Source organism: Lysinibacillus sp. NPDC096212 (assembly GCF_044763105.1).
In the GTDB taxonomy this organism is placed as follows: Bacteria; Bacillota; Bacilli; order Bacillales_A; family Planococcaceae; genus Lysinibacillus.
Genome location: NZ_JBIWFQ010000051.1, coordinates 1 through 21,281, shown reverse-complemented (window position 1 = coordinate 21,281; position 21,281 = coordinate 1). Strand labels below are relative to the sequence as shown.

General features: G+C 35.7%; 21 protein-coding genes. 7 read left to right on the top strand and 14 right to left on the bottom strand.

All coding sequences use genetic code 11. From position 1 onward, the window contains the following. Positions 1 to 642: 642 nt before the first annotated feature. The gene (locus tag ACIQ7T_RS27255) at positions 643 to 1,734 is read right to left on the bottom strand and encodes a CotH kinase family protein (protein WP_402875141.1); all 1,092 of its coding nucleotides are present in this window, start codon (positions 1,732 to 1,734) and stop codon (positions 643 to 645) included. A 233-nt stretch (positions 1,735 to 1,967) separates the two neighbouring features. Here ACIQ7T_RS27255 and ACIQ7T_RS27250 point away from each other — a divergent pair, with 233 nt between their 5' ends. After that, the gene (locus ACIQ7T_RS27250; protein WP_402875138.1) at positions 1,968 to 2,564 is read left to right on the top strand and encodes a CotG/ExsB N-terminal domain-containing protein; all 597 of its coding nucleotides are present in this window, start codon (positions 1,968 to 1,970) and stop codon (positions 2,562 to 2,564) included. A 1,066-nt stretch (positions 2,565 to 3,630) separates the two neighbouring features. Here ACIQ7T_RS27250 and ACIQ7T_RS27245 read toward each other — a convergent pair. Beyond that, positions 3,631 to 3,999, bottom strand: a complete 369-nt coding sequence (locus ACIQ7T_RS27245; protein ID WP_370082592.1) for a hypothetical protein — start codon at positions 3,997 to 3,999, stop codon at positions 3,631 to 3,633. Next, positions 3,971 to 4,456: a hypothetical protein gene (locus tag ACIQ7T_RS27240; RefSeq protein WP_370082590.1), complete on the bottom strand. Its 486-nt coding sequence runs from the start codon at positions 4,454 to 4,456 to the stop codon at positions 3,971 to 3,973. The genes ACIQ7T_RS27245 and ACIQ7T_RS27240 overlap by 29 nt, the downstream gene beginning before the upstream one ends. A gap of 496 nt (positions 4,457 to 4,952) precedes the next feature. Here ACIQ7T_RS27240 and ACIQ7T_RS27235 point away from each other — a divergent pair, with 496 nt between their 5' ends. After that, on the top strand, positions 4,953 to 5,075 hold the full coding sequence (locus ACIQ7T_RS27235) for a hypothetical protein (protein WP_370082588.1): 123 nt from the start codon (positions 4,953 to 4,955) through the stop codon (positions 5,073 to 5,075). A 191-nt stretch (positions 5,076 to 5,266) separates the two neighbouring features. On the opposite strand, the gene ACIQ7T_RS27230 is transcribed toward ACIQ7T_RS27235, so the two are convergent. Continuing rightward, positions 5,267 to 5,764, bottom strand: a complete 498-nt coding sequence (locus tag ACIQ7T_RS27230) for a S4 domain-containing protein (protein ID WP_370082586.1) — start codon at positions 5,762 to 5,764, stop codon at positions 5,267 to 5,269. 349 nt (positions 5,765 to 6,113) lie between these two features. Beyond that, complete coding sequence (locus ACIQ7T_RS27225; RefSeq protein WP_370082584.1) at positions 6,114 to 7,124, bottom strand: quinone oxidoreductase family protein; 1,011 nt, start codon at positions 7,122 to 7,124, stop codon at positions 6,114 to 6,116. 157 nt (positions 7,125 to 7,281) lie between these two features. Here ACIQ7T_RS27225 and ACIQ7T_RS27220 point away from each other — a divergent pair, with 157 nt between their 5' ends. Next, positions 7,282 to 7,788 (top strand): MarR family winged helix-turn-helix transcriptional regulator, encoded by a 507-nt coding sequence (locus ACIQ7T_RS27220; protein ID WP_370082582.1) that lies wholly within the window; start codon positions 7,282 to 7,284, stop codon positions 7,786 to 7,788. Positions 7,789 to 7,950: 162 nt separating this feature from the next. On the opposite strand, the gene ACIQ7T_RS27215 is transcribed toward ACIQ7T_RS27220, so the two are convergent. Then, positions 7,951 to 9,411, bottom strand: a complete 1,461-nt coding sequence (locus ACIQ7T_RS27215) for a sensor histidine kinase (RefSeq protein ID WP_370082580.1) — start codon at positions 9,409 to 9,411, stop codon at positions 7,951 to 7,953. Beyond that, positions 9,404 to 10,066: a response regulator transcription factor gene (locus ACIQ7T_RS27210; RefSeq protein ID WP_370082578.1), complete on the bottom strand. Its 663-nt coding sequence runs from the start codon at positions 10,064 to 10,066 to the stop codon at positions 9,404 to 9,406. The genes ACIQ7T_RS27215 and ACIQ7T_RS27210 overlap by 8 nt, the downstream gene beginning before the upstream one ends. A 341-nt stretch (positions 10,067 to 10,407) precedes the next feature. On the opposite strand from ACIQ7T_RS27210, the gene ACIQ7T_RS27205 reads away from it, so the two are divergent. Beyond that, positions 10,408 to 10,560, top strand: a complete 153-nt coding sequence (locus tag ACIQ7T_RS27205; protein WP_370082576.1) for a hypothetical protein — start codon at positions 10,408 to 10,410, stop codon at positions 10,558 to 10,560. Between the two features lie 385 nt (positions 10,561 to 10,945). Here the strand turns inward: ACIQ7T_RS27205 and ACIQ7T_RS27200 are convergent, their stop codons facing one another. The 4 genes from ACIQ7T_RS27200 to ACIQ7T_RS27185 form a co-directional block, all read right to left on the bottom strand. Further along, complete coding sequence (locus tag ACIQ7T_RS27200; RefSeq protein ID WP_370082574.1) at positions 10,946 to 11,260, bottom strand: hypothetical protein; 315 nt, start codon at positions 11,258 to 11,260, stop codon at positions 10,946 to 10,948. Positions 11,261 to 11,304: 44 nt separating this feature from the next. Beyond that, positions 11,305 to 11,991, bottom strand: a complete 687-nt coding sequence (locus ACIQ7T_RS27195) for an ABC transporter ATP-binding protein (RefSeq protein ID WP_370082572.1) — start codon at positions 11,989 to 11,991, stop codon at positions 11,305 to 11,307. A 10-nt stretch (positions 11,992 to 12,001) separates the two neighbouring features. Beyond that, the gene (locus ACIQ7T_RS27190) at positions 12,002 to 13,429 is read right to left on the bottom strand and encodes an ABC transporter permease (RefSeq protein WP_370082570.1); all 1,428 of its coding nucleotides are present in this window, start codon (positions 13,427 to 13,429) and stop codon (positions 12,002 to 12,004) included. Between the two features lie 604 nt (positions 13,430 to 14,033). Then, positions 14,034 to 15,269 carry an IS110 family RNA-guided transposase gene (locus tag ACIQ7T_RS27185; RefSeq protein ID WP_402875129.1) on the bottom strand — a complete coding sequence of 412 codons (1,236 nt, stop codon included), beginning with the start codon at positions 15,267 to 15,269 and terminating at the stop codon, positions 14,034 to 14,036. 327 nt (positions 15,270 to 15,596) lie between these two features. Between ACIQ7T_RS27185 and ACIQ7T_RS27180 the strand changes: the two genes are divergently transcribed. Next, entirely contained in the window at positions 15,597 to 15,848 is a 252-nt protein-coding gene (locus ACIQ7T_RS27180; protein WP_370045850.1) for a hypothetical protein, read from the top strand. A gap of 386 nt (positions 15,849 to 16,234) precedes the next feature. Here ACIQ7T_RS27180 and ACIQ7T_RS27175 read toward each other — a convergent pair whose 3' ends face one another. Together ACIQ7T_RS27175 and ACIQ7T_RS27170 are read right to left on the bottom strand one after the other, a co-directional pair. Further along, complete coding sequence (locus tag ACIQ7T_RS27175) at positions 16,235 to 17,797, bottom strand: autotransporter outer membrane beta-barrel domain-containing protein (protein ID WP_402875125.1); 1,563 nt, start codon at positions 17,795 to 17,797, stop codon at positions 16,235 to 16,237. Next, positions 17,727 to 18,206: a hypothetical protein gene (locus ACIQ7T_RS27170; RefSeq protein ID WP_402875122.1), complete on the bottom strand. Its 480-nt coding sequence runs from the start codon at positions 18,204 to 18,206 to the stop codon at positions 17,727 to 17,729. The genes ACIQ7T_RS27175 and ACIQ7T_RS27170 overlap by 71 nt, the downstream gene beginning before the upstream one ends. A 533-nt stretch (positions 18,207 to 18,739) precedes the next feature. Here ACIQ7T_RS27170 and ACIQ7T_RS27165 point away from each other — a divergent pair. Then, positions 18,740 to 19,195, top strand: a complete 456-nt coding sequence (locus ACIQ7T_RS27165) for a VanZ family protein (RefSeq protein ID WP_402875119.1) — start codon at positions 18,740 to 18,742, stop codon at positions 19,193 to 19,195. A gap of 401 nt (positions 19,196 to 19,596) precedes the next feature. Beyond that, positions 19,597 to 20,376: an alpha/beta fold hydrolase gene (locus tag ACIQ7T_RS27160; RefSeq protein WP_370082617.1), complete on the top strand. Its 780-nt coding sequence runs from the start codon at positions 19,597 to 19,599 to the stop codon at positions 20,374 to 20,376. 222 nt (positions 20,377 to 20,598) lie between these two features. Here ACIQ7T_RS27160 and ACIQ7T_RS27155 read toward each other — a convergent pair whose 3' ends face one another. Continuing rightward, complete coding sequence (locus tag ACIQ7T_RS27155) at positions 20,599 to 21,042, bottom strand: SRPBCC family protein (RefSeq protein ID WP_049665349.1); 444 nt, start codon at positions 21,040 to 21,042, stop codon at positions 20,599 to 20,601. Between the last annotated feature and the right edge of the window lie 239 nt (positions 21,043 to 21,281).

The window sequence follows — 21,281 nt, the reverse complement described above, 5'->3', positions numbered from 1 at the left end:
TCACAAACTCAAGCAGCATAATTTTAAAAAACGTAAGTTTTCTTAATAGGAGTAGTCTAAGCTCTTGGAAAATATGATTTATGAAATTGATTCATGTATATTAGAAAATGTATTTATTTTTTGCAGGAGGAATTAAGATTGAAAGTGCTATTATAGATACTAACATCCTTAAGCCACTAAAAAGTTTTACTAATATCCAAACATAAAAGGCATACTTCATATCGTTTTATTTGATAAAGAGTTTCCTTCATCCTTTATTTAAGGGCAAATGCAAAAAACTCCATTTTGAAAAAAATTTAATCAAAATGGAGTTTTATTAAATTTTTATAAACGGTACGACTTTATTTTCAATTCACGGGTAGAGGTCGTATAAAAGCAAAAAAAATTGATGTGGTTATTCAGGGTACGGTACAGTTTAGTTGAAGAAAGGAAGCTAAAATGACTTCACTATTACACGGGATAACCTCCGTGTAACTCGCTTAGCTGATGAACTAAAACTAAAATTAAATAATATGACCACATAAGAAGAACACCACTTAAACGATTTTACTATATTTATAGTACAGATAATTGTGTGCTAATTCAAGGGACAACAACCCTCTTATCACATGGAAAGAGGGTTTTGTAAGATGATGTAACAACTTAATCTAATGAATCTAATTTCCCTCTTATATATTTCGCCCGTGCTTCAATATAATCCAATATATACTCTGGTTCCTTATCAAATAAATGGATATCGTCTTTTTTATAAGGATCTTTTTGAATATAAGGTCTTATTAAATTATGCATACCTTGTATTTTTGGTTTCAAATAGTTTACATTAAATTGGTTGTTTAAAATAACTTTTAGCAAGTTTTTGTATTGACGTCGAAATGTTTTTACGTCGAGAATTCTTGCGGTAAGCGTATTAAATCCTTCGATTCGTAAATAGTCTTCCTCCATCACTTTCCCGTTTACATCCCTTCCCCATGTTGCATCGTAATCCCACGGGATGACTTCGAATTGCCTAGTTTCGCTATTTTGGTATAATGCGTAATTATGAACAAAACCATCAAAATTTTGGGTGAAAACAGCGCCAGCCAACCAGCTAAGATACTGATTAACATTGAAGTATTTCACAATTTCATTTTCAAATTCTGCCCTTGAAATGGTATTAATTTCAATAATCATTTTTTGTAAATGAAATTCATCTTGTTCTGTCCCATATTTTAGTTCATAGCCAGCCTTAAGTGATTTCTTTACTTCTTTGTCAAGATCACTCATCAACGAAAAGTTAGCATCGCCATCAATCGCATAGAATATTGGCCCTTGCGGTAGTTGTCGATTCTTAAGGAAATACTCATCCACTGATTCTAATTCCAAATAAAGCCCCTCATTTTTCCCATTCAATTTCATATTTACAAATTGGGACTTTGGCGATATGCACCCTATTTCGTTGAAAAAATCGAGCGATAGTTTATTTCTTAATAGAGAAGGATCATTATATTCTGCGTTGATATGAATTTCTTTAGTATTTCTATACGTACTTGGCTTATTAAACGAAATGTGATACGACTTCTTTCGAAAATCCCGGATATGGTTCCCACGATAGGCGATATCAATATCATACTTTCTTTTGTTAATCGTTAGCTTGGCAGCGATAGGATCGTCACACCATATATCTTTCCTAAGTTCAATTAAATCTAAAGGATGAATAAAAAGATGATATTCAGGTATTATTGTGCCGTTATCCACGCGAATTCTTTCCTTTCATTTTTAAATTATTCGTATTAAAACAAAATGTAAGATTCCACAAAAAGATATAGAGTTTATATTTTCCTTTCGAAAACTATGTGATTGACTCTAACGTCTTTAGTGCAACCTCATATATTACGATTAGGGAAAGAATGTGCAGAGGCATGGGTTTGATTCTTTTTGAATAAGGAATCTACCTTCTTTCTCTAATAAAGTTGAAAGGAGGTTTGAATATGTCACTTATACAGAATGCAGTAGAAATGGCTAACAACTCAGGGTTAGGTCACTTCATGCACCAAGATCCTATTAGTAACGAACGATGCACGAGCAGGAGACGTCGTACTTCGCGAATCCAGCGTCGCACAAGCAGAGTTCGTCGTACTTCGCGAATCCAGCGACGCTCTAGCAAGGTATTTCATCCTTCACGAAACCAGCGTCGCACAAGTAGAGTTCGTCGTACTTCGCGAATCCAACGACGCACAAGCAGGGTTCGTCGTACTTCGCGAATCCAGCGTCGCACGAGCAGATTACGTCGTACTTCGCGAATCCAGCGTCGCACGAGCAGATTACGTCGTACTTCGCGAATCCAACGACGCACGAGCAGATTACGTCGTACTTCGCGAAACCAGCGTCGCACGAGCAGATTACGTCGTACTTCGCGAATCCAACGACGCACGAGCAGATTACGTCGTACTTCGCGAATCCAACGACGCACGAGCAGATTACGTCGTACTTCACGAAACCAACGACGCACGAGCAGATTACGTCGTACTTCGCGAATCCAACGACGCACGAGCAGAAACTCCTTTTGGAATGACTTATTTTTTTAAAAACTTCAGGTGATTTTCCGCTATCTGAAGAGTATGACACTTAATGTTATTCAATGGACTATTGAGTGCGTCTGTATAAAAAGTTAACTAGTCTTACTAGTTAACTTTTTATATGTTATTCCTATCGAAGTCCAAGGTTGAAAGAAAAGTGAAAGGGACAGCTGGGATGGGTTCCGTCTGATCTTTTCTTTTATGTATATTCTTCGGGGTGAATTGTTATCGTTGTGTATTACATAGCATCTATCAGAATTGTTTAACCGTCACGGGATCCTCCTATTCCTTTGTATCTATGAAAACCGGGAAACATTTGATGTCCTATATTAAAATGCATTGAATTTAACACTTTTCACCTCCATTCTGAGGATTTAGTAAAGGATATGTTTAATTAATGAAGAGGCTTAGACTAAGACCCATATTTGAGATCTTTGCATGGTTTGTATGTAATGATTTTGGAATGTTCCTCAAATCGCTACCTATATAACTACTCTCCAATTGGCATCTAGAACCAAGTATTCATTACCATGTCTGTTGTTATGTAAACTAAAAATATATGCGATTTCGATTATAGTTGAAAATTCTTCCTGAACGAAGGGGCAGCATTCCTGTAATAAATAAAACTAAAGAAGATATGCATATAGAAGAAATAAATGAATTATTACACTTAAACTCCAATGAAAGAACTTTTCCTGTGGTGAAGTGCTTATTTTTGCGCTTCATGGATGGCTAATGGTGGCTTTATTCCTTACATACACATTCGTTAATAAACCACTTCATGTTTTATATATATTGGATTAGCATGTGTTGCAGCATATGTTCTGATGTGGCGAAATCTTAACTTGATCTTGCAATACCCACTACTGCAATGACGCTAGTAGCTACCATAATTTTCCATACAACTTAACTAATTAGTAATAACGGTGTAATGTACTTTTTGCAAGTTGCTATAGGCAATACTCAACAAAAGAGCCTGAGTCGATTCAACCTCAGGCGCTTAACATAAATAAAAGAGTTTTAATACATAGCATCCGTCTTTGCGAATTTATCTAGCACCAAATTTAGAATACTATTAATGATAAAAACCTGCGGCAATTTCAAGTGCTTTTAGTGGCTCTTTGATTGAATCAAGCGTATAGACAAGTTTTTCGTCCTGCCAAACAATTGTATTTCCTGATTTATAAACATCTAAGCGCGCAAAACCATTTTGTTTTGGAATAGGAAGCATATGTGTTTCTAAAAATTGGACTGCCTGTTTAGCAAGCTTCACACCTGCTTCTGGATTGTCTGTTCGTGTATGTGTCGCTAATGCCCATCTTCCCACATTCCAACCAGTCCATAACGAACCCGCTCCAGCATCCTGATAACCTTTAATGTTATAGCCAAGATCAACCTTTTGACCACCATTTTGACTAAAGTTCTGATATAAAATTTTGCTCATTTGCTTCTTTAGCATTCGGATATTGCTTTACTACTAGTCTTGCAATAATCATAGCTGTCTGTGAATTGTTAAGCTTCTTATCATTGATTGGCAAAACCTCTTTACTTTCAAAAAATTGTACTTCAACTTGATTAGCTTCTTTCTTCGTTGTTGCCGTTAAAAATGTACCTTTTGTTATCGGAAGCCCTTTTGGTAAAATTATAGGTAAATTAGTTTTAAGCTGGTCCTTAATATTTTTTAATGCCCCAGCCTGTGTATTAGATGCTACTGTGTTTCCCGTATTTGTTTTGGACGGTTCCTGCTGTTTTTCATGTGATGGACGCTCTTCTTCTTGTGGCTTGTTTGGCACGTTAAGTTGTTGTTCTTCTTGTGACTTGTTCACATGCTCTTCTTTATCAGAGCATGCACTTATTATACTGAAACTTAAAAGCATGAAAGTGAATAGTATTTTTTTCATGGCATTAGCCCCCTTCAATTTTTCCCTATCCTTAATCAACTAAAACTTTTTGTTATTTTAAACTTTTGGCCAAGCATATCGTAATACTTATCCTTTGCGGTAAGAAAACTAAGCTTACCTTTTATTTTCAAGCCAAGAAAAGCAGCTTTGTCATCAATTAATCTATTAAACACTGAAGTTGTTAGATTTTTTTAATTCACATTTTTACCTCCTAAAATTATGATTCGGTTAGTAGACGCGAATTATTACAATAAGTTTCATCGTTTTTCAAAATATTCCAATTTAAGGATAATCACTGATACCTCGGCATATTACGCCCGGAATCGGCTTTGTACTTAAGCCGGCAAATGTTTTTTGTGCGGAAGCGAAGCCTCAACAACAACACGATGCAGATCAATTAGATAAAACTAAATCTATAATTTTTTTCATTTGATTTCTCTTCTAATACTTTGATGTCTGAATTATAGACAAGTTTTCCTTTACAGGTGAATGACTATTGTCTAACTATTTATTATTCTATTCTAACTATTTCGTAAGAGTAGAGATTTACGGCTTACCTTTAGATTTAACTGAATTCCCGATGATAATCAGCGAGCAGTTGAAGTCGTTAGGTAAATAAACAAGGTTGTAAAAAAATTTAGAAAAAGTCGATCCTTGCTCCATGTAAACAATTGATATTGAACTATTCAAATAGCCATTAAGATTGAATGACTCTACCCTGTTACGATATCTCCTTCACTCAAACAAAAAGGTCACAACCGTGTAGGGAATGTCTCCCTTCACCATGTTGCGACCTTGAAAAAAATTTATTTAGTCAATGAAAATGGAAATACGTTCGCCCTTTGACAATATTGTACTAGGTTTAATGATTTGATTATTTAATTGAATCGTTCCATTTTCAATTTTCTTTATGATCTGTGATCGACTCCAATCCTCAATTTGGATTGCAAGCACTTTATCAATTCGATGTTTTCCAATCACATCATCTAATACAATGTGTATCACCTTTATTCCTCGTTCTACTAAGCTGATTATCGGAATCGTTGATAATATTGAAGATTCTTCTTTCTGCTCCTCAACTTCAGCCACATGCTCTGAGAACGTTTTATAAATAGCTAACTTTTTATTCCACGTATGATTTTTTTCGCATTTATATATTGCAAATTGGTATATATTTTTTCCGTTTGCGTTATGCCTTCGTACATTTGTATCCATAAAAACAGATAATTTCCCACACATTTTGCAGTGCTTCTTGACAGTTCGTTCTGGTATTTGAGAAAGCCTCCAGCGGAATGTAATATTTAACATTAATCCTTCACCTCTTAAGATAAAGGTACGCAAGCATCTATTTGGATATCTCGCAGTACAATGTAAAATTTATTGTATAAATAAAAAAGAAGATCCTACACAAGGACCTCCTGACGCATTGAGACTACAGGGTTGCTCGGTTCCTTTGTAATGAGAAAAATGGGCATACTACCCCCTTGAAAAAAACATTGTTTTTTTGAGGGCAATGCTATCCAGTTTATTGATCATCACAAAGTAAATGTTGGCATACGTGTTCTCCTGTATCCTTTCCATCCAAATAGATTTATCCTATATTACCATATAATTACACAAAAATACAAATGGAATACCCTATTTCATTATCAATTACTTAAGGCTTTAACAAAATTCGCCCAACCGAGTTTCTATCTTCCATTTCAGAATGTGCCTTAGCTACATCTTTTAAGGCATACACATGGTCTATTTTTATTGAAAAATCGTCATTTGCTACCCACTTTTGGAAATTCTCCATATATTCGGGCCAATATTTCATATACGGAAGTCCATTTGTTCTTGTTAAAAACAGAGATCCTTTTTCTTGAAGTTTCATTATATCAAGTGGCGGAACATATCCACTTGACTGACCATACATCACTAGATAACCTCCTAAACCAAGACTGTTCAAATTTGATTCAAAGGTATCCTTTCCAACCCCATCATAAACTACACGGACACCCTCTCCATTTGTTATTTCTCTTACTCTCTCAGGAATGTTCTCTTTTGAGGAAATCAAAACGATATCTGCACCAGCTTCAAGCACAAATTTCGCCTTTTCTTCTTTTGATGTTACACCAATTACTTTTCCTCCTCGAAGCTTCGCCATTTGACATATTAAACTTCCAAGTCCGCCAGCTGCTGCTTGAATTAAACACCATTCTCCTTCTTGGATAGGATAAGCTTTATGTGTAAAGGCATAGGCCAAAAATCCCTGTGTCAGTCCGGCTGCTGCTTGTTGATCAGGAATATCTATATTTATTGGAATCATTCTCTTTGCTGAAGAAATTACATGGGTTGCATAGGTTCCCGCGCCTCCACAGATTACCCTATCTCCAGGTTTTAAATGGTCAACATTTTCACCTACCGCTTCAACAACGCCCATACATTGACTACCAATCGTAATCGGCAGGTTACTATTGAAACCTGCTTCCTTTCCGTAAAATTTTTGCTTTATCAGGTCACCCCGTCGCATCTGAATATCAAGGAAATTCACAGAGGCAAACTTTACTTTGACGAGCGCCTCATCTTTACCTATTTCAGGGATATCAAGCCATTCTAATTGCATTTTTTCGGGACCGCCATATTCATAAATACGAACAACTTGCATCTTTTCTTGATCTCTCATTTTATCCTCTCCCCCATATTGTTTCCTAGAAACCATATTACCATTTTATGAATTAATGTCAATATTGTTTCTAGGAAACTTTGTGAGATTGCTTTTTTCTTGTATACTATAGAAACAGGCTTATTTCTTAATAAATTTATGAAAAGGTGAATAAACGATGTACGATAACACAGAAAAGGATGCTCTTGTTTTTCAAATCATTAAATTAACAGAGCAAATTTCGAAAAGATTTACAGACGGAGATGACGAGGAAAAACAGTGGATGGCCCAAAAGATTAAAAATCCAATTTTAAGACAACTTTTGCCGAATATAACGATAATGATGTTACATGTTTTAGAAGCAGTTGGAAAATTCGGGCCTGTCAATGGCATTACAATTTCCAAAGAAATGGAAATTCCAAAAGGAACCGTTTCAAAAATTACGCGCAAGTTAGAGAGTTTGAACCTCATAAAAAAAGAGCAGTTGCCCGATAATAAAAAGGAAATTCTCTTTTCTATTACGCCACTCGGATATGAATTGTTTGAGGTTCACAAGGACCTCCATGAGCATATAGAAAAGAATGTAATTCATTTTTTAAATAAATACCAATCTAATGAATTGGATTTTTTAACTAGAGTATTAGAAGATATCTTAAAACAGTCATTGGTTCAAATAGAGGAGTAAACTCCCCTGACTTCCCTTCCTTATGGCTACCAGAAACGATTATGCGGCTTGAGTCCTTTAGAATTAGGACTCAAGCCGTTTAAAACATCTTTATTATTCTCGTTGTCTAATGAAGCAGTTCAGTGCCTGGTTATGTTGATAGAAAATTCCTCTATTTACGTCTTAACCTTTACAATCGAAACGAGGTATATGAACTAAAAATTGAACGCCATTTTCGATATTACTTATTGAACAGGTGACAGATAGAGCTTCAAAAATTTGTTTTACAATATATAGACCTAGTCCGCTTCCACCTGTATTTCGATTCCTTGACTTTTCGATTCGATAAAATGGCTCGAATAATTGTTGGATTTCTTCTTCTTTAATTTTAACACCTGTATTAATCACTTTTATTTCAATCTGACTTTCTTTTGAAAGCTCAGTTACCTCTATAAAGACAGTTTCTCCTTGCGGTGAATACATAATCGCATTATGAATTATGTTTTTAAAGGCTTTTTCTAATAAGTCATGATCTGTACGTATATTCATGTAAGAAGAAATTTGTTTTATTATCTGAATGTCTTTTTTAGAAGCAAAAAAACCGAGATCTTTCGTTATTGCATCAAATAATTCTAAAAGATTAACTTCTTCCAATTGCAGTTTAAAGGTATCTTGTTCAAGCTTTGACATACTTAAAATTTCTCGAACCAATTGCTCCATTCTCTCGATTATTTCGTGGTTTTTTTCTAAATAGAAGTCTCGATTTTGATAAGGACCGATATTATAAATCATCCCTTCTAAATATCCCTTCATCACAGTGAGAGGAGTTTTTAATTCATGTGCAACAGTTGCGAAAAATTCTCTACGTTTTGTTTCGATTTTTCGTTCTCTTTCAATATCGTCTTTTAATTGCTCATTTACTTTTTGTAGATCTTGCATTGTTTGTTGCAAATTATTCGACATTTCATTCAAGCTACTGGATAGTTCCTCTAATTCGTCATTTGAACGAACTACAATGTTTTCGGAAAAATCCAGGTTCGCCATCTTTTGCGCCCCCTCATTAATGTAGATGAGAGGCTTTGTAATGAACCTTGAATATAAATAGGCACTCCCCAATCCAATAACTACTACAATGATACTTATAAAAGGTAGAAAACGTACTAAGACCTGCGACGCTTCATCAATAGGTTGAAATGTTGCGAATACAGTAACCGTTAAATTACTTTCATCTAGAAATTGAATCGGCAAAGTAACAAAATATGCATTCTTAGGTGTTTCTTCATTCTGTATTAATGCAGTTTTTGCAATTGCATTCGGTGGTTGCGAAATTCCCTGCATCAAAAAATTAGGCGAATATATAATAGTTCCTTCTTTAGTTTGTAGGTAAATGAAGGCATTGTTATTTTTGATGTAGTCGTCAAAAAGCGGTATCGCATTTGTTAATGTTAAATTTTTAGAATTATGGATTATTTCCTCTATTCCCGATTGGAGCTGATTAGTTTTATATTGTTCATGAAATGTTGGAAGGAAGAAATATAAAGTTAAATAAATCAAGACTGCAAAAGATAACAAAATGAGAGAAGTGATCATAAAGAGTTTATAGGTTATTTTTTTCATCTTCATGATGTTAACAATCCTATTCATCGATTTTGTATCCAATACCCTTTACTGTTTTAATGTAGGGTATATTTAATTTTTTTCTTAAATTTTTTATATGTGTATCAATCATTCGTGTTTCTCCTGAATAATCATATCCCCAAATTTTTTCAATGATGATTTCTCTAGTAAGCACCTTTTTTTCATTATGAAGTAGTAGTTGTAGAATTTCGAATTCTTTTGTTGTTAATGGTACTTCAATCTTATTTACAAAGGCTTTATATCCATCACGATCGACATTTAGTTCATTAAAACTTAAATGATTCTCCTTATTATTACAATAACTTCTTCTTAGAACCGCTTGTACTCGTCTAATCAATACATGAAATGAAAATGGTTTTGTTATATAATCGTCAATCCCTAGATCAAAACCTTTCATTTGATCTTGTTCTTCTTCTAAAGCTGTTAACATAATAATTGGAATACTTGACTCACTACGAATCATTTTGGCAACTTCAAACCCGTTAAGGTTGGGCATCATTACATCAAGAAGAATTAAATCAAACGATTGTGTATTAAATCGCTTCATTCCCTCTAACCCATCTGATGCAACCTCTATGGAATAATTTTGTGTCATTAAAAACTGTTTAATTAATTCTTGAATTTCTAAATCGTCTTCTACTACAAGAATATGATAGTTCATCGATAGATCCCCCTTGTAGCCATTATAACCGTTCAATTTGTAGTTTATGTGAAGATGCCTCACCTTTTAAAATTATATTAGACAATCTCATTTACAAATATGGAGGTTCTTTGCGACTTTGTTTTGTAACATCAATGTGATTACCACAATCGACTGGAAGGAAAGCTTTTGAGTTTAATTTCTCTACATAAACACCTCAATATCTTCACACAAATACCAGATTGGTCATGTAAATTAGTTGTTAGGAAGAAAATTGATACTTTCAACAGGATGGGCACGTCTAGATTTATATGTCTATTCAACAGTTTTCTTTCAACTTATTCAACTAAGGAGAAGCTTTTATGTATAAAATTGATCTACGTCCATTGATGTTATTGGCCGTTTTTACATTGTTATTGTGTTCGTGTTTAACATACGTATCGCTTAAAGCATTAGGAGCAGAGGATATCTTCTTTAAGAGTATGAAGTCACTTATCAATATGATTAATGATTAAAAACTCTTAAAAACTTTATTAATATGATAATGATAATAATAAGAATCCATTTTGAAAAAAGATGGATTCTTATTTTGTAATTTAAAGATTTATTTATAAAATTAATAAGGATTATAATTCCAGCCTTTATCATAGATTTTTATACATCCTCCTTCATTGCTTTCCTACCGATAAGGATATTGTCTTTTTAAGAGCTTCAATTCTAAAAATCTCTACTGGTAGATTTCTTAGAGAAATTTTGATTAAAACAAAAAGTTCCCCCTAAGATAAACATGTTTTAATCTTCACCTGTTTATCCTAGGGGAAACGTTATTTATAACCGATATTTAGGAGGCAGTTCATTTCTACCTGAAGGTAAATCTGTCGGGCCACGCATGCAAGAATTTCAAATAGGAGATGTAGAACCTTGTATCATATCTTCTTCTGAATTAGATGAGAAAGGATCCCGCTGATCTGGTGTACGTTCACCTGGTTTTGATGTGAACTCCTCCCACTGCTCTGGCGTCATTTCTCCTCTTGGATTTGGAGATTCCCACTGCCGCTGATCGGGAATCTTTTCTTCTGAATACGTGTTTTTGTCTTGAAACATATTGGTTTCATTTTGATCCGAGTCACCACCTAAATTCGCCAAATTTGCAAATAAACCAATTGCTATTCCGATAGATACTAAGCCAATGGATGCTGCTATTTTTGTCCACATTTTTTCCACTCCAATTTTAATATTTGACTTCACATTTTTACAAACTATTTCTTCTTCACATTTTTACAAACCAAATTTCGTTGTTCAAGATAAACTACCTTATCAGACTGTTTAGCGACTTCCTGGGAATGAGTGACAACGATGATACATTTATTTTCTTTATGCGCTAGTTCTTTGAACAATTTTACAATTTCATCCGAAGTTTTCTCGTCTAGATTACCAGTCGGTTCATCCGCAATTAATAAATCTACCTCACAAGATAATGCACGGGCTATGGCTACACGCTGTTGTTGACCGCCACTAAGCTGTAAAACCTTTCTTTTTGCTTCGAGTTCTGACAAGCCTACCATTTCTAATAAATCAAGAGCTCTTCTCTTTTTATCTTTTATGTTAACCCCTGTAATTTCCATTGCCGTGACGACATTTTGAAGAGCCGTCATATACGTAATCAGATTATAAGATTGAAAGATTATTGAAACATATTTATTTCTATATTTATCTAAACCAATTTTCCGTATATCTTTTCCTTTGTAGAGCACATGTCCTTCTTTAGGGTTATCTAATCCACTTGCTAAAGTAAGTGCTGTTGTTTTTCCTGAACCTGATGGACCTAAAATGCTATAGAAACATCCTGTTTCAAAGGTAAAGTTAACATTCTCTAATAAAGTGTTCTTCCCATTATTACTTTGATAATAGTAATTTAAATTTTTAAATTGTAATATGATGTCCATATGACTCCTCCTACTCATCTTTTAATAGTATTTCTTTTGGATTTAAACGAAGTATTGATAATGCTGGTAGCAGTGTTGATAAAATCGCAATTAATAGCCCTAATCCACCTAAATTCAACACATCTTGAGTTGATATACTTACATCAATATTGTCGATAGGTTCAACATCTTTATTTTGTTTATTCATCATTCCAAACGAGAATCCTAAAGTATTTGATTCTTGTTGTTGATCTTCAGCAGCAATAACTTCTTGCTGTAATAAACTGTCTCCCATTTTTTGCGACACTGTTTTACCTGTAATGATAGAAATGCCAAATGCTAGTACAGCTATACAAAGTACTTCTACTAACAGTTGTCCTATTAATTTCCTCTTTTTTTCACCGATAGCCAATAGAATACCTAATTCCTTACGTCGCTCTTTTATGGTCAACATAATAATAAGACCTAATATAATGGATCCTGCAATGGATACTAAATAGACAATCATTTTAGAAGTAGCGGCAATATTCTCGATAGGGCCTACCATTTTTTGATATAAAGCGTCATGCGCATCTAACTTAAATAGATTGAAATCAATATTTGTTTTCTTTGCGTCTGCTTTAAAATCCTCAATATTTTCTGGATCATTTAAATAGTAAATTACTTCGTTAATAGATACATCCTTTTTATCATTTTCTTTCTCCATTTCTTTCGTCGAATCATAAGTAGTGTATATTTTATTCGATGGATGCATCATAGCTGGTAAGTTTTCCTCGAAGTCAGTTATCCCGGAATTTTTGTATATCCCTATTATTTCTAAGTCAACCTTCGCTGTTTCATCAGGTGATTTAATCTTTAACTTATCACCAACTTGAAGCTCGTTTTGTTCGGCTAACCGTTTTTCAATCAGAGCTACTTTCTTATTCGCATCCTCTGATGTAACTGGACGACCGTCAATAATTTCATTCGTTCCATCTGTAAAATCTTGCATTAAATCAGAACTTCTTACACCTTGGATAAATGTATTAGGCATTTTCATATTTCCAGGGTTACTACCACCTACTGTTCCAATTACCCCTTCTTCATCTTTTTCACTATTAATAGGTGCAAAATCATCTGCTACAAGCATGTCACTTTTTAAATAGTTGTAGTCTATTACATAGGGCGATTTAGCTAACTGGTCTGCTTCTTCTACCAAAAGTTCCGGATGCTTTATTTTTCCACTCGGATTCTCTTCTCGCTGTTTTGCCACATTTTCCATAAGCTTCTCTTCATCGATTCTAAGACTTACGTCTACACCTAATGTTTGTCTAGCATGATCATTCGCCTTTTGTGAGACATTTTGAATTGCAAAACCCGCTAATACTAGATTAGAAACTACTAGAAATACAGTAAATAATATTAGCGATTTCCCTTTCCTTGCTTTTACACTTAAAAATGCACGTTTGATAAAATTCATTTTTTATTACCTCCTTGATAGTTCAACTATAGAAGGATAATCTGTAGTTTATATGGAGATACTGCGAAGTTTATCTAGAGAAATACGGGAGTTTAAGTGAATCAATTTCCGAGCTATATTTTGGGAGAAACGATTATATATAATAAAAAAGTAGCAATTCGATTTTATTAAAAGTCAATAGTTAACGTATTATCTATACACCAGTATTCTTCATAAAATGTGTAACATTATAATAGGTATTTTTAGGCTGAATAATTCAAACAAATTAGTTCAGCTTTTTTATGAGCAAAAATGAAAATTGGAATATTTAAGTGTAGCTTTGTAAAAAAGTTTGATTGTTTATAATAAAGTTTGATAATTTTAATAAAGTTTGATAAAAATGACCTCTTTAGTTGTTCTTAGAGGTGATTCATTACTGGATATTTATGTTAAAGTTAATGTAAATATTGTGAAGAAATGTACTTAAACTAAACCAGCTAATAGTTTGTCAATAATTTTCTGTTAAAAGTTTAATAGGCACGTGCTATACTAAAAAGTGCATGACAAATAACCTTCCTAAAGTTTGTTTTTGGAAGGTTTTGTTTGATTTAGTTGTACTTACTTATCAAGCTAAATCTTGGTACGTAGTTCTATTTTTTAATAAGGGAAAAATCCAATGTAATAGTTTATTAATACAAGCTACTATCGCTACTTTAAAAGGTTTTCCTTCGTCACGTTTTTTATCATAAAACTCACGCAATTGCTTGTTTCGAGGAATGATTTTATCGTCTGTTTTAGTTTTCCTGCAATCTCGTATTGCACAACGAACAGCCATGAACAAGGCATGACGAAGTCTACTTGAACCTCGTTTTGTAATTCGATTTTTGGTCGCTGAAAACTTACCTGATTCGAAAACACTTGGGTCAACTCCAGCGAAAGCCACAAGCTTTTTAGGGTTGTTAAATCGATCTATTTCACCAATCTCAGAAATAATCGTTGCAGCGATTTTTTCACCGATACCGGGAATAGATTTGATAATACTATATTCTTCAATTTCTTTTGCGAGGGCATCTATTTCTGACTCTAACTTTGATAGATGCTCTTTGTATTGAAGAAGGATCTTTATATACATATCAAGACTTAAAATATGACTCTGGTAAACGGTCTTTTCAAAAGGATTACGAGCTGCAGCGGCTTTAAGCTGTAAAGCTTTTTCATTTGCCCATTTAATGGACCTACTCTTACATAGTTCATTAATTTTGTCTGTAATGGATTCCTCACTTGCTTTCAAAATATCTTCTGAAGAAGGGAAATCTGAAAGAGTTAATAGTGAAACATTAGAATATAAATCTCCGAAAACCCCTTTATATTCAGGGAATATCTGTTCAAGGACTGCCTGAAATTGCAACTTAGTTTGAATCATTACACCAGTTATATTTTCATGTTGTCTAGTAAGATTACGAAGGTTTAATAACTGCACACCACGCTTTTTATATGGCTCCAATTCCTCTTTATAGAACAATTCACAAAGAAGATAGGCATCAATGGCATCCGTTTTTACTTTTCTCAAACTCGAACCTCTTGCTTTATATGAAATTAACGGATTAATGATGATCAATAAATATCCTCGTTCTTCTAAATAATGAATGACAGGAGCACCATAATGTCCTGTAGCTTCTAAAATGATCGTAGGCTTCATACCAGCCTCGTTTTTTACATCCTCTAAAAATATAACAAGGTCATTTAGACCTTCTAAAGTATGCGTTACCTTAAAACTTTTACGATATGGTTTGCCTTTATCTAAAAATGCTTGAACCTGGCTTTCTCCTTTTGAAATATCCAGACCAATGACTGGATTCATTTTTAATCTCCTCCTAGAATCATAGTTTACCAGTTACCCCTAATCCTCCATGCAGTGTCATAGCTTCGCTTGTTATACGAGATCTAAGTCCCAACCAGCCTCAATCATGTTTCTGCAAGTAGGGGCGAACGGTTTAGTTGACGGGGTCAAGCCCCACGAGCAGTTACGTCCTACCCTGGCTACTGCTATAATAAAACCAAATAAAAAATGATCAACCAGAAATATCTGGCTGACCTTATAATACGAAGAAGCAGTATAGCTCAAGAAGGTTTTACAAAAGAGAAAGGCGAAATAGTTTTATCTAAGAAGTGAGGAGATGATTATAAAATGGAAATTGTTTGGAAAAGAGAAGATTTTATCTTTGACACTATTAGAGAATCTGAAGTATGGGCAGACTCTATTTCGAACGAAATGTTCGGACGAACAATATCGGGATACATTACACCTGATTATAAAATAGCTTATTCTCTAGCGTTTTTCTTAGCTCAAATAGATGAATTTCAAGTTCATACAAAAAATTTTTATGAAAAGGAATCTGGATTAGATTTATATAAGATTTGGGTATCATATAAAACGTGAAAACTTATCAATTAATAGTTTTCACATTATATAGCTAAAAGGTGCTTTACTTGAAGAACATTGAGCTGTTTAGACAGCTCTTATTTTTTTAAACTAAACTGCCCCGTTAGCACAACAAGAAAAAAGATGCTGCCGCTGCAACACCTTGTTTAACTCTTGCACCCCGTTAGTTAAGTAAGAAATAATGAAATGGATACAAAAAATAGAACCCTACTAAAAGAAAAGGAACAAATGCCTTTCTTATTTCTTCTGAGTTTTCAGCTTTTTTAATCTTCTTTCTGTAATCCGGATTCGGCTTTGTGCTTTGACCTGCAGGAGGGTAGACACGATGTCGGTCATTTCGGTAAAGCCACAAAACGTGACGCTTTTTACCGATGTCAGGTCAGTTAGCAGTTATCGCAATCAATGCGAATGCCTTTACAGCAGGCGTTAACAGACCTACGTGTTATCGTGAATATAGGTGTTGTTGCGTAAGTGAATGTAACGACGTAATCTGCCTCAGGATTGATTAATTGTATTGTTTGTGAGGGCTGGTCTGGAGGGAACAATGTCCATAGCGTACCATTGATGTCCGTAAACGTTTCAAACGGCGGAATGATTACCGTGGCGCCAATAAAACTGTTAATAATGGTTGAATGTATCACATGGGCGGGGTTATTGAACTCTACAAAGTTTACTGTTACGATTTTCACCGGCTTAACATAGTTGATGTCGTAATTGTTATAAGCATTTAAAAAAGACCATACCAACGGTGGCGGCGTCTGATTTGGGATGAAAGTGCTGAAATGCTCTGTAAATATATGCGTCTTATATATATCGCTGTCACCCCCGCTTGTGATAGCCCAATAAGCATATGTTTGCGCAAGGTTTCCACTGAATATAACGGAGGCAAATACCGTTACATTGGCGAGATCATCCGTAAATATACCTCCGCCGTCCCCACCGGCGGTATTATTTGTTATTTCGGCGCCGGCAATTGAAACGAGCGAACCCATGGCAATGATGCCGCCGCCATCCGTTAATGCGGTGTTATTCATAATTATGCCGCCGGTTATCGTTAAGGTAGGTATGAATCCTGGAACGGCGCCCATGGAGATGCCACCGCCAAAATTTGCTGTATTATTTTCAATCGTCCCGCCCGTAATGGTAACAGTTGAGATGGGAGTGAATGTCGGAAAAGTCCAAATTGCTCCGCCGTAGCTTAAAGATGAGTTGCCGCTGAAGGTCGCACTCGCATTTACCGTAAGGGTCGACGCAAAAAGCGCAATCCCTCCGCCGCCACGGGTAGCATTTTGGGGATCCCCGTTGCTGTTTGCGTGGTTATTGATAACTCTTGCGTTTCCTTCGATGGTAACGGAAGAGCCGGAAAATGCATCAATGCCGCCACCTTCAAGGCCCGCCTGGTTTCCGCTTACCTCAGCGATCCCTGTAAGGACAAGGATAGAGCCATCATTTACAAAAATCCCGCCTCCTCCTGTTCCCGCCGTGTTTCCGGTCACCTGGTCGTCGCTTAGGGTAAGGGTGGAGCCACTGGAGAAGTAAATGCCACCGCCTTGATTTGAGCCGGCTATAACACTGACTGCCTTATTTTCAGTAATTAAGCAGTTTGTAATTGAAAATTCGCCTAGAACACCCTGTACCCTAATACCTCCGCCGAAATTTCTTATACTGTTGCCAATTATTGTGCTGTTCATGATAACAAGCGCATTTGCATTGCTACCCAAAGATTGTGGCATTGAATAGATGCCGCCGCCATTGCCGTCGGCCGAATTGTTGCTTATTTCACTGTTTTGAATTGTAACGATGGTGTCAAACGCGTTTATACCTCCTGCGTCACCGAAAGCCACCACGGTAGAATTAGCGGTGATTATTCCTCCGTCAATGGTAAGGGTGGAACCCAGTCTGTTCCCTCCCGCTATTGGTAATACCGCCACCGCTGTTGTTCGCACGGTTGCCTGTTATTTCCCCACCGTTCATCACGATGTCACAGTCAGCACCAAAGACACCGGCACCACTACCAGCAAAACAGTTTTCTATGAGCGCGGCGTTCATGATCAGACTGCTTCTACTAATATTGCCCTGAACCAGGATGCCGCCACCGTTGCCACTACTCCTGCAATTGGTAATTGTGCTGCCATCAAGCGTTAGGGAACAATTGGAACCGAAAATTAATATACCTCCGCCCGTCCCTCCGCCATCAAGGATGATACCTACACCTACATTCATCGACACTCCGGTTAAACTGCCGTTTGTTAACGTTGAAAAGTGACGAAAGCTTCCTCCACTTGTAATCGCAAGTGTAACACTACTACTGCCGCTGCTATTTATCAGGTTAATTGTGATATTTTTTTGTATCAAAACAACACTACTGAAATTGATATCATTTATAATAAAAAATTGAATACATCTCCGTCTTGTGCGCTCACTAATGCTGTTGTGATATCAGTAAAGTTGAAAACATTAACATCTACAATCATATATATATCCCCTTTATATTGCTTTTTATAAAATAACCTTATTAAAATTATATGCCAGAGTGGAAAAACGTGGCTGGGTTAAGGGGACGGTTCTTGTCGTTGGGGTTGGAACAAGGGGCTCTAGCGGTTTACTTTGTATAATCCGCCTTGGGGTACAATGTCCTCCGAAAATTAACTTCTCTTTTTAAGCTAATGGGTGCTTTACTTAAAGATGGGATTCCATAGAGATTCCATCTTTTTCTAATTCAACTAACGGCGCAGGATAGTTGAAGAGTGTTTTTTAACTTGTTGTTCAACAATCGGGCCATATTGTTGAATAACATTTTTTTATGAAATGTTACCAAACGGCGCTTTGGAAGGTTATACTTCAACCAATGATCTAGTACATAGGCTGAATTGAGGTGGTTTCTAAGTATGAATAACAAAAATTGGAGGATTCTTTTTTCAATATACATATTATTAGTGCTAAATTTTATAGTGATTAAGTTCAATGGAGACATACAAGATGTTATCAATACTATACAATCGAATATGGAGCGTAGGGACCAATGGGGATTAAGTGCAAACTTAGTTCCTTTTAGAACAATCGAAACTTATATAAGTGATTTGAGTTTTAGTATAGCTTTTATGAATATTTTTGGTAATATCATTCCTTTTATACCAATGGGATTTCTAATACCAATGGCTTTTACCTCTCAAAGAAATATAATCAAAACGATGATTTCTTGCTTTTTACTCATACTCAGTGTAGAAATCCTCCAATTAATCTTGTTTTTAGGTAGTTTTGATATAGATGACATTATTCTAAACCTACTAAGTTGTTTTATAGGATTTATACTTTTTAAAGCGTATAAGAATATCTTAGAGTAGTTTCTTGAATTTAGTTAATCTTCTTATAAAGTTCTTGATTTTAACTACAGGGGCTTTAGTTGAATAACGATCTTCAACAATCGGGCGCGATTATGTAACAAGAATCAGCGCTCGTTTTCTGGTTTGTTGCTTAACCTTTTGAAGCGAATTCAACTGTTGAAATCGCGTTATTATAGAGCGAAAATATCAATACTAATATGCTGCTTCAACGAGGAAAGGGGCTTTCCGCCATTGCATTAAAAATCGAAAAATCCCCCTACCATCCTTGGGCGTTTCTTAAGTTTGTATTCATCAGAACTTCGCACTAGCTCAACAAAGTTTAACGCCGATATTAGGCATACACTCTGCCTTAGGTGAATATCTTAATGGGAAATTACTTTTTAATAAATGGGGTGATACACTTGGGATACTTTGTAACTGTCGAACCAGGCGTCAACGTATTTATCGAGGACATCAATCCAAAGGGAAACAAAACGATTCTGTTTATTCATGGGTGGCCGCTAAACCATAACCAGTTCGAATATCAGTTCAATTTCCTTCCAACGCTTGGATATCGTTGTATTGGAATGGACTGGAGGGGATATGGCAAATCGGATAAACCTTTTAGCGGGTATTCTTTCGATAGATTAGCAGATGATGTCCGCATGGTCATCGAGACGTTACAGCTAAGCAACATAACACTGGTAGGGCACTCTACAGGAGGTGCAATCTCGATCCGTTACATGGCTCGTTACAAAGGGTATAGGGTATCTAAACTCGTCCTGGTCGACGCTGCCTCTCCATCTAGCGTTCCAAAAGAATTTACAAATAAAATCATCGAGGATACAAATCATGACCGACCGCAAATGCTGCAAGACCAAACGCGAATTTTTTTCTTTCAGTATATTTCCGAACTGAAATCCGATTGGTTCGTTTTAATGGGATTACAAGCGGCGAATTGGGCGACTTCCGCCATTATGGTCACGCTTAGGGATGAAAATGTTTACAACGATCTTGGTCAGATCGATGTACCCACATTAATTATTCACGGAATTCACGATAAAGTCGTTCCGTTTACTCAAGCTGAGGAAACAAATAAGCTGATCAAAAATTCAACGCTAGTTCCGTTCCAAAACAGCGGCCATTGCGCTTTTTTAGAGGAGCGCGATAGATTCAACCAATTATTATCTTCTTTTGCATAACGACTCGGAATAGCAACATTGTCGCAAATAATTCGTAAGCGTCAAATAGCCCCCATCTTAAATAGATGAGGGCTAATTTGAGGAGCAGGTGAGATTATTCGGGGCTTTACTTGTATAACATTGAGTTGCATATGCAGCTCTTTTTTACTTATTGAACTCCCATGAAAGAACGTAATAATCTTTCATTTTCTGTGGTGTAGCAATGACTTTATGCAACATTTTTTAATTAAGCTCCTCCAATTTTGTAGAGATCCCAATCGTCATTTCTTCTGTTACTTTAGGAAGATAAGACTTTAATACCTCATTAACCAGCGGTCCCAATGCACCACCAGCATTGATCTCAAGAAAACCTGTTATCCTCGTTTTATTTTTAGCTATTACTTCTGCCAGGAAATAGCCACCGCCTGAAAGTTCCTCATTTAAACCCTTTAAATTAAAAGTAACCCTTGTCGGTTCAATCCATTCTTCTATAGTGGCCATTAGATTAATCTTTTTCTTTATGAATCCGATGTTACTATAAAATTCCCAAGTGGACTGGCGGTTAGTAATTTTTCGGTGTTGAATATATCCAGGAATAAGTGGAGCCCAGTTATCCATATCCTTAACAAAATCCCAAATCTTATTTATCGGTAACTCCACCTCTACCTGATGCGTTCCGCTCGGCATTGATTTTCCCCCTTTCCATCTCAATAGTAAGTACTTTATATATGTATATGTTAGTTCCAACAAAGCAGGATTTGTCCGTCATGCCTGGCTGTATGACAACCAAATAGTTTCTAATCGTAACTGAACTGAATACTATAAAAATACAATGTAAGCCCGAAATATAAAAAATAAGCGCACCTTCTCGGTACGCACGACGAATGGCCATCTATCCTATTTTTTCGGATAGATGGCTATTTTGC

Excerpts from the sequence above, each read along its gene's own strand:
- ACIQ7T_RS27250 (WP_402875138.1), top strand. The coding sequence starts at position 1,968 with ATGTCACTTATACAGAATGCAGTAGAAATGGCTAACAACTCAGGGTTA.
- ACIQ7T_RS27245 (WP_370082592.1), bottom strand. The coding sequence starts at position 3,999 with ATGAGCAAAATTTTATATCAGAACTTTAGTCAAAATGGTGGTCAAAAG.
- ACIQ7T_RS27240 (WP_370082590.1), bottom strand. The coding sequence starts at position 4,456 with ATGAAAAAAATACTATTCACTTTCATGCTTTTAAGTTTCAGTATAATA.
- ACIQ7T_RS27230 (WP_370082586.1), bottom strand. The coding sequence starts at position 5,764 with ATGTTAAATATTACATTCCGCTGGAGGCTTTCTCAAATACCAGAACGA.
- ACIQ7T_RS27225 (WP_370082584.1), bottom strand. The coding sequence starts at position 7,124 with ATGAGAGATCAAGAAAAGATGCAAGTTGTTCGTATTTATGAATATGGC.
- ACIQ7T_RS27220 (WP_370082582.1), top strand. The coding sequence starts at position 7,282 with ATGTACGATAACACAGAAAAGGATGCTCTTGTTTTTCAAATCATTAAA.
- ACIQ7T_RS27215 (WP_370082580.1), bottom strand. The coding sequence starts at position 9,411 with ATGAATAGGATTGTTAACATCATGAAGATGAAAAAAATAACCTATAAA.
- ACIQ7T_RS27210 (WP_370082578.1), bottom strand. The coding sequence starts at position 10,066 with ATGAACTATCATATTCTTGTAGTAGAAGACGATTTAGAAATTCAAGAA.
- ACIQ7T_RS27205 (WP_370082576.1), top strand. The coding sequence starts at position 10,408 with ATGTATAAAATTGATCTACGTCCATTGATGTTATTGGCCGTTTTTACA.
- ACIQ7T_RS27200 (WP_370082574.1), bottom strand. The coding sequence starts at position 11,260 with ATGTGGACAAAAATAGCAGCATCCATTGGCTTAGTATCTATCGGAATA.
- ACIQ7T_RS27195 (WP_370082572.1), bottom strand. The coding sequence starts at position 11,991 with ATGGACATCATATTACAATTTAAAAATTTAAATTACTATTATCAAAGT.
- ACIQ7T_RS27190 (WP_370082570.1), bottom strand. The coding sequence starts at position 13,429 with ATGAATTTTATCAAACGTGCATTTTTAAGTGTAAAAGCAAGGAAAGGG.
- ACIQ7T_RS27185 (WP_402875129.1), bottom strand. The coding sequence starts at position 15,269 with ATGAATCCAGTCATTGGTCTGGATATTTCAAAAGGAGAAAGCCAGGTT.
- ACIQ7T_RS27180 (WP_370045850.1), top strand. The coding sequence starts at position 15,597 with ATGGAAATTGTTTGGAAAAGAGAAGATTTTATCTTTGACACTATTAGA.
- ACIQ7T_RS27165 (WP_402875119.1), top strand. The coding sequence starts at position 18,740 with ATGAATAACAAAAATTGGAGGATTCTTTTTTCAATATACATATTATTA.
- ACIQ7T_RS27155 (WP_049665349.1), bottom strand. The coding sequence starts at position 21,042 with ATGCCGAGCGGAACGCATCAGGTAGAGGTGGAGTTACCGATAAATAAG.